This window comes from Robertmurraya sp. GLU-23 (assembly GCF_052983275.1).
On the sequence record NZ_JBRKCV010000007.1, the window covers coordinates 217613 to 224959 of the forward strand.

The window sequence follows — 7347 nt, forward strand, 5'->3', positions numbered from 1 at the left end:
TTAATCATCAATTTCAGTAAATGTAAGGAAACCGCTTTTTCCTTGTTTAGTGGGCTCTTTTGCAGATGCTACTTCCTCATGCGTAATTGATTCTGGTACGTGAGAGGTTGGTTCACTAGGTTCTACTTCCTCAAGAGACTTTAACAATTCATCTTCTAATTGCTTTTGCTGTGAACCTAATTCTGAGACCGCAGCTCTCCTTTTAGCTAAGTGATTTATTGGAGAAGGAGTTGAACCCTTGTCTGATTGAACCACAACAGGAGCGGATACTTCAGCATCTTTTGTTACACCTCTTCCCTTTGATGGTTGAGGTGTTTCTATATCTAAATGTGATAAGGACTCTTCCTCGATAGTAGATAATTCAGATTCTAACGTCTTCGCAAAAACCATAGGTTCCTTTTCTGGTATCTCCTCACTCTGTTTTGGCAATACCACAGGTTCAGGTTTTGATGGTCTCAAATAAAGAGAATCAAGATCAACAGGTTGCTCTTTTCCTGGGAAGACAAGTAGAGGCTCTTTCTCAACAGAATCTTCCTCAATTACCTCTTCCTCCTCAAGAACATCAAACTCTTCTAAAAGCTCGGTATCCTCTTGAAGCACAATTCCTCTACGATTCTCTAACCATATGGAAGCTGCCTCTTCATCAACGTATACCACCGCTTCTTTAAATTCATCCTTAGGAACAAAGTTTGCATCGATTTGTACCACAGGGACAGGCTTATTCTCCGCTACGATCTTAACTGCACACTGGAAAGGCTTTTGGAAAATGATATCGTTTGGTGATAGAATCGCTTCTTTTGCCTTTGTATATGTGTTACCCATACGAAGCATCGGCTTTTCTTGAAGTGGACTAACCGCTTGCTCTTGGATTCCTTCTTCAAACTTTTCCGCTTCACCAAAGATTTTTGAAAATAACTGAGCATCAAAATCAGGAATATCTCCGTATACCATTTTGTGTCGAAGGGTACCTAACAAGGTGTGCATATACGTTTCCCCATATTTATCTGCTAATTGTGCAATGGTCTGAGCAACAACGGTAATGATCGTCTTATACTTACGCGACTGAGCTGGAAATTCACGAAATGGAGCGTAAATGTAATCAGGGAATTCGTCACAGATGATATGATGAAACGTCGATGTATTTGGCTTTCTTCTAAATACAGCATTTTGTAAACTCAGAAGCACCAATTTCCCTAGAATGTTCGATAGACCGGCCATCTCCCCCTTAGCGGTGTTGACTAAGAGTACGCCTCCGGACTCTAGGTGTTTATCAAAATCAAAATCTGACTTTCCGAATAGTACTCTACGAATCAATGGGTTAGCTCCGATGTCGTTAAGAATATTTCTAAGTCCTTGAACATACTCTGCCTTGGCATCGTAGAATTCTTGTTGACCTCTATATTCCCCTTCTGGGATTAGTTTAGGAACATTTCCGCTACCTGCTCTCTCAGTACGAGGCAGCAGGTTTGAATCAAACCATTCGTCAATTTGCTTAACGATTGCCCAATGGTTTCTTTCGTCTCTATCTTCAATGTCATTAATGTTAGTAGGTATCTGTTTCTTTAATTTCACGTGCATGTTCCGAACAAGGTTTGAATTATCGTACATCTTTAATAACATATCAAACGTAACTTCTTGCTCAGGATCATGCAGCTTTAATAGATAGATATAATGCTTTAGATGGTTTCTTTCACTCTGTTTGAAGAAGTCATTGCCTCCACCACCATCTTCCGCTAACCCTTCAATAACCATAGCAAAGGCTTCAGCTACTTTATCAACGGGTCCTTGCATTGGATTAATGCTCGGAGTGTTAGGATTCGTGGGGTCTATGTAAAAAACAGACTCTTCAGGTATCCCATGAGCCTTAACCAACTGAAAAGCTTTCTGACACAAATCGTTAGAAGGTTCAATAACACTTATGCCGTTTAAGTACATCCCCTTTACTTCTTCACTATCATAATCCTCTCGTTTATATAAATTTGGATAGTCATTGATGAAGCGGGTCATCCAGTGTAAGTCCTGATTAATAATAGGTAATACCAACGCAGCTGTCTTCCCCGTTCCAATCGAACCTATGATTATATTATTTAATGTACGGTCTCTCCCTGGCTGAACGATTAACTCTTTTGTTTCAGAGGAAGGACCAAGAACAACGTCCGGCCAATGTTCTTTCTTCTCTAACTTAAATAGTTTTTGCAAATGGGCATTCTTGAACTCAAACTCCCAAAATGCTTCATTCAAATCCTTTGAGTATTGAGAATATTGCCCTGCTAGCCACATCATACTTACCAAAGTAACAGCTGCAGGAATGAACATGATGGTAAGTAACAGCGTATTCGTGTCTCCTACAGCAACAGATAACCATATATTACTTACGTCCATAGAAGTGATCCGATTTCCTAGGTACGGCAACAGCGAATTATAAACAGGAGCGGATACCATCCATAGAAAGTAGAAGAGCATCCCTAGTGCCATATTGAGGAACCATGAAACTCGCCATTTTGGTACTTGAAACTTCTTGAATTTTGTACTGACTAACCAGCCAACAATTAGTACGAGTGCGGATAGCCAATATCCTATTCGACCTGGTGAAGTTGGATCTCCGAATAAGATGAACATCGGAATCACACCCATAAACTGTCCAACCATTAAAAAGAAATAGTTGAACATCGCTCGGATGGTTAAGAATACGGATACTGTTCCTAAGACCGATACAGTTATTAGCGGCAATTTAGGAAGTAGTTTATCCTTCATACAGTGAACACCTACTTTTCTTTAACGGTTTAGTAGAACGATAGAAAGCAGCTCCGCTTTTCCCGTTTTTATTTAATTGTTGTAACGAAGTGAACAATATTTTATTGAGATTCCATCTCTCCCCTAATGTATCTGTATAGAGTTCATCATCAGTGGCATAAACAGCAAGGACTTCATCTATTTCTCTGCCTAGGAGGTTATTCTCTACTACGTAATTTAGAAAAGATAATTCATCCAATGATTTAACACTGCCCTCATCTATTACCTTCACTAAGACTAATTTAGAAGTCCCCTCCTTCTTCTTAATTATCAGTTGTTTATCAGCATACATGGCTTGCTCAATATTAGGTGGATAAATCTCACCCGGTTCTATTTCAACCACTTCATCGGCCAAGCTACGATTCACTCGGAAGGCATCAACGATTTTTGTTGCTAGTTCCGAATGGTTCTTATAGTTACCTGAAAGGATGTCATAAGCCACTTTCCCAGAACGACTCGAGGACACCACGTGAAAATGGAGATTGGGTACCAAGTGTGCACTCACTCTCATAATGTAATCCTTTAGTGTACCAACTCTTTTACTCCGATCTTTAGGTGGAGATTTTACATAGCAAAGAATATCATCATCCTTAGAATCGGGAGGAACAATGAGTACATGGTGGTCAATGCTCTCCAAACCCTGTTCTACGTATTGAACATATCTCTTTACCTTTTCTATAATGGCCTCTGAAAACTCGGAGCCCGTATCGGACTCGATATTGAGAATAGCCTTTTCACTAAAGACGATCCAATCTGGAATGACCATTGGGGTTAATTTTGCTCCAGGAGTAACATGCTGTTCCATCGCCTTTACTTCATCTTGATTGTTATAAGGTAATTCAGATGGTGGGATCGAATCAAAGGTCGAAAACCCCTTTTTCTCCGCTAATAACATTAATCGAATAATGACTTCCCTTGTTCCGAAGAAATGGTCAGCTGTGGCATGCTTTGGTATCTTTACATTTTTATAGTTATAGGATGGAGTTACAACTACTCCCTCGCTCTTCAATATCTCTAACCCATTCTTAGCAATTCGAACACATTTATAAGGAGTGTTACCGTCTGTATATGCTTCTGTAGTTATGATGTTTATGTTGTGCCATTTTAATAGTTTTTGGTAAATGGCCATTTCCTTATCCTTATACTTGTGGCGAAGAAAAAATTGAACCTGCGATAAACTTACTACCCTATGTTTCCAAACAAGATGAAGAAGGTCTACATCTTTGTTAGTGATCCACACTCTTTTGTTGTTAAACTGATAGATTCTTTTTGTATCTTCCACTTGTTCACCTCCTAAAACAAAAAAGCCCCTATTCAAACAAAGCTACACAAAATGTAACCTTGCATGAATAGGGGCGTCCCTTTGAATATGAATTTTCTATCAGAGTATACCACTTCGATCAGGGTACAATCAACCATTTGTTAGTGAATAAAAATTCGAGGAATACAAAGTTTTATTAGTGTACATGGGAAGATATTAGGGCTGATGCTCATGGGGAGAAACTTTATTTAGGGTACAAAAAATGATATTCAGAAATGAGACGTTTTTTGGGGTATATCCCCTGAAATGGGACAACCTTTAGGGAGAAATACTCAGCGTTTAGAATTGCCCTTCAACCATTGGTACAATCATAAAAAACTACTCAAGTGGTTTGAGAACTTCCATTTGAGCAATAATCGCTCAAATGAAACTGCTCAAATGGGACGCTATTATCTAGCTTAAAAAAGTAAAACATATCAATGCCACCTAATTTAAAGGTGATGAATAAAAACGTGCATGAATTTATTGTAATTCTTTATCTCTAAGAAAATACTCGATATTAAATTTTAGCTCTCCCTCTCCCTCTCCCTCTATCCCCTACTCTCCCCATTTAAAGGCTCGTATAAATTACGGTCATTTTTCCACTTTTCCACTCCGATCGTTGCTCATTACTCAATACATATAGTAGCTGGGGGGTTCTTAAAAACATCAACACTATAACCAGTCAATTAGAGAACTGACCAACATTAACTACGAAACTTTATTACCATCAAAGCTAAACTGCACTTGCTATCACTTTGTAAACCATGAAGACAGAATTAAAATAGAGCTCTTTTAATAGACACCAACACGAGACTCTACATATAGAGTCTAAACCACTTAAATTTTGATAAGAAAGTGTAAAAAAACTAAAAAACTCCCTATTTAATAAGGTTTATTTATAGAGTCTATATAAAGATTCTATTAATGAATTTGAGTATAAAACAACTTGAATAAATTCAAAAATTTTATGTTCTACTTTAAAGATAACCCCCATTTATAAACAAAAATGGCGAAAATCACAATATTAAGGGTATTTAGCTACTAGAAAAAGTGTTAAAACTCTCTAAAAATCATTATCAGACTCTATATATAGACTCTAAATAAAACCCAATAATATCAATGTTTATAGGGCTAACGGAGACGAAATTATGATGAAATTTTCAATAAAGAGTCTAGTATTAGAATCTATAATGCGTTATAATTAGAAAAAAAGAGAAAAGGAGGATAAACTTGGACAAGGAATTGCACTTGACATACGAAAAGAAACTTTTCCCTCAAGAGATGGTCCATTTATTCTGTGATCTTGTTCAATCGGATGAGACGACTAAAAAAATAATTCTCTTTATCGGAAAGTTAGAAAAGAAACGTACCAAAGGTGAAGAAACGATTACAGGTATAACAATTAATGAAATTATAGATAACGTACAAGTTGAACGTAAGACAAAAGATGAAAAGAAACACACCTATAAGTATGAAATTACTAATCTTCATCGAAAAACCACTGAGCAGCAAGTAGCAAAGTTGTTAAATATGTCTCTGTTATACTATGAATCTGTTAAACCTTATAAAATGCTTTACCTAACCCAAAGAGGTTGGCAAGTAATAGCTGAATTATTACATAGAGATAAACAAACTAAGGAACAAGGAGCGAAATAAAATGTTGTTTACGAATAATAGCCCTGCAATTAATATGACAATGGTTGGTTTTGGACAAGCTGGAACAAGAATGGCTGACGCTTTTGCAGAAATCAAAGATACTAATGGGAGCCCTGTATACAACTGCTTGGCTTTAAATAGTAATGACGGAGACTTGAAAGGTCTTAAATACATACCAAAGAGCAATCAAGTATCACTGGATCTTGGCGGATTAGGTAAAAATCCCGAAAAAGCCATGCGAATCCTTGAGGAAAATGAACATGCAAAAGAAAATCTTAAGCAGTTTATTACAGAAAGAGTAAGACCTAATGATGACTTAGTTCTATTTTTTGCTGGTCTCGGTGGAGGTACTGGTACATCAACGATTATCAAAGCTATTGAAGAATTTAACGATTATCATAACAAACCAATCATTAAAGAAGAGTTAGTAAAGCTGCAGAAGATTACTGATCCTGCTGTATTTAAGAAAGACCTTAGAAAATTCATGGCACAAGCTGTTAAGAATGCATCTGAAAGAACGGTAAAAATCGGTATTGTTGTTACTCTTCCTGTTCGTGAGGATGGCCCTGATGTTTTAAGGCAAGTAAATGATTTTACACAAAAAATTTGGAAGTTAGCGAAAGACAAATCTAAAGGAATTGCATTCGTTATATTCGCTGATAATCAGAAGTTTTCAGATGACTTTGAGGCACTAGCTGACAATACAAAACAAAGCTTAAAAGTAGATAACTACAGAGATTACTCTAACTTACAAATTAGAAATGTTCTTCATGAGATAAATACTGCCACTACTGGTGGTGGAACGTCTGTTACTTTCGATAAAGAAGACTTTAAACGTGTTATTCTAGAGCATCAAGGGTGCTTAGTTATAAATAAAGTCGAAGCTGACATCCGTAATGTAAACAATGAACACGATATTAAAAAAATGTTTACTGATTCAATCAAAGGCAGTCTTCTCCATGAACCAGTTGAACTAGTAGAAAAGCAAGAAGATGGACAATTAATGGCTTCTAAAGTACACCATTTAGGATTACTTGCAGTTATAGCTCCAGACAAAAAGATACCAAGTTCTTTTATGGACCAATCTAAGAAGGCTGTAATTGACGATTTACCGTTAAGCGGCACAGTTTTTAATGGTTATCTTGAGGAGAAAAACAATAGAAAAGCTAGTGTTTATACCTTCTTTAAAACCGAAGGACTACCTTCTCGACTTGTAAAAGGTTTAGTGGAAGAATACAAGGAATATCGTGAAAAACAACAAAAGTTTGCTTTTAAAAACTCTGCTATCGAGTCAATTGCTGCAACATCCGAAGATGAAGACGATTTTGATATGGATCTAGATTTATCGGAATTTGGATTAGACCTTGGAGAAGATGATACAAAAGCAACTTCTACTGAAGAAGATGTAGACCTAATTGATATTGATTCCCTTGAATTCGATGATTTAGATTAATAAAAAAGAGGAACTAATAAACTGGCACCTTTGTCAAGGACACTATAAAAAAAGAGACTAAGCAGCTAAAAGATGATTCCTAAATTGAATAGGAGTCATCTTTTTTAAATTCCATTGATAACGATAGTTGTTATAGTAAACC

At 36.7% G+C, this 7347-nt stretch carries 5 protein-coding genes; 2 read left to right on the plus strand and 3 right to left on the minus strand.

The window, feature by feature from the left end:
• Both ACVBAX_RS13835 and ACVBAX_RS13840 read right to left on the minus strand, forming a co-directional pair.
• Positions 1-2754 carry a type IV secretory system conjugative DNA transfer family protein gene (locus ACVBAX_RS13835; protein ID WP_447117512.1) on the minus strand — a complete coding sequence of 918 codons (2754 nt, stop codon included), beginning with the start codon at positions 2752-2754 and terminating at the stop codon, positions 1-3.
• The gene (locus ACVBAX_RS13840; RefSeq protein WP_447117513.1) at positions 2744-4075 is read right to left on the minus strand and encodes a replication-relaxation family protein; all 1332 of its coding nucleotides are present in this window, start codon (positions 4073-4075) and stop codon (positions 2744-2746) included. Before ACVBAX_RS13840 ends, ACVBAX_RS13835 begins: the two co-directional genes overlap by 11 nt.
• A 1251-nt stretch (positions 4076-5326) precedes the next feature.
• Here ACVBAX_RS13840 and ACVBAX_RS13845 point away from each other — a divergent pair.
• Both ACVBAX_RS13845 and ACVBAX_RS13850 read left to right on the plus strand, forming a co-directional pair.
• Positions 5327-5752 (plus strand): hypothetical protein, encoded by a 426-nt coding sequence (locus ACVBAX_RS13845; RefSeq protein WP_340906446.1) that lies wholly within the window; start codon positions 5327-5329, stop codon positions 5750-5752.
• Position 5753: 1 nt separating this feature from the next.
• Complete coding sequence (locus ACVBAX_RS13850) at positions 5754-7205, plus strand: cell division protein FtsZ (RefSeq protein ID WP_447117514.1); 1452 nt, start codon at positions 5754-5756, stop codon at positions 7203-7205.
• Between the two features lie 57 nt (positions 7206-7262).
• Here the strand turns inward: ACVBAX_RS13850 and ACVBAX_RS13855 are convergent.
• A partial coding sequence (locus ACVBAX_RS13855) for an IS3 family transposase (protein WP_251524369.1) occupies positions 7263-7347 on the minus strand: 85 nt, incomplete at its 5' end.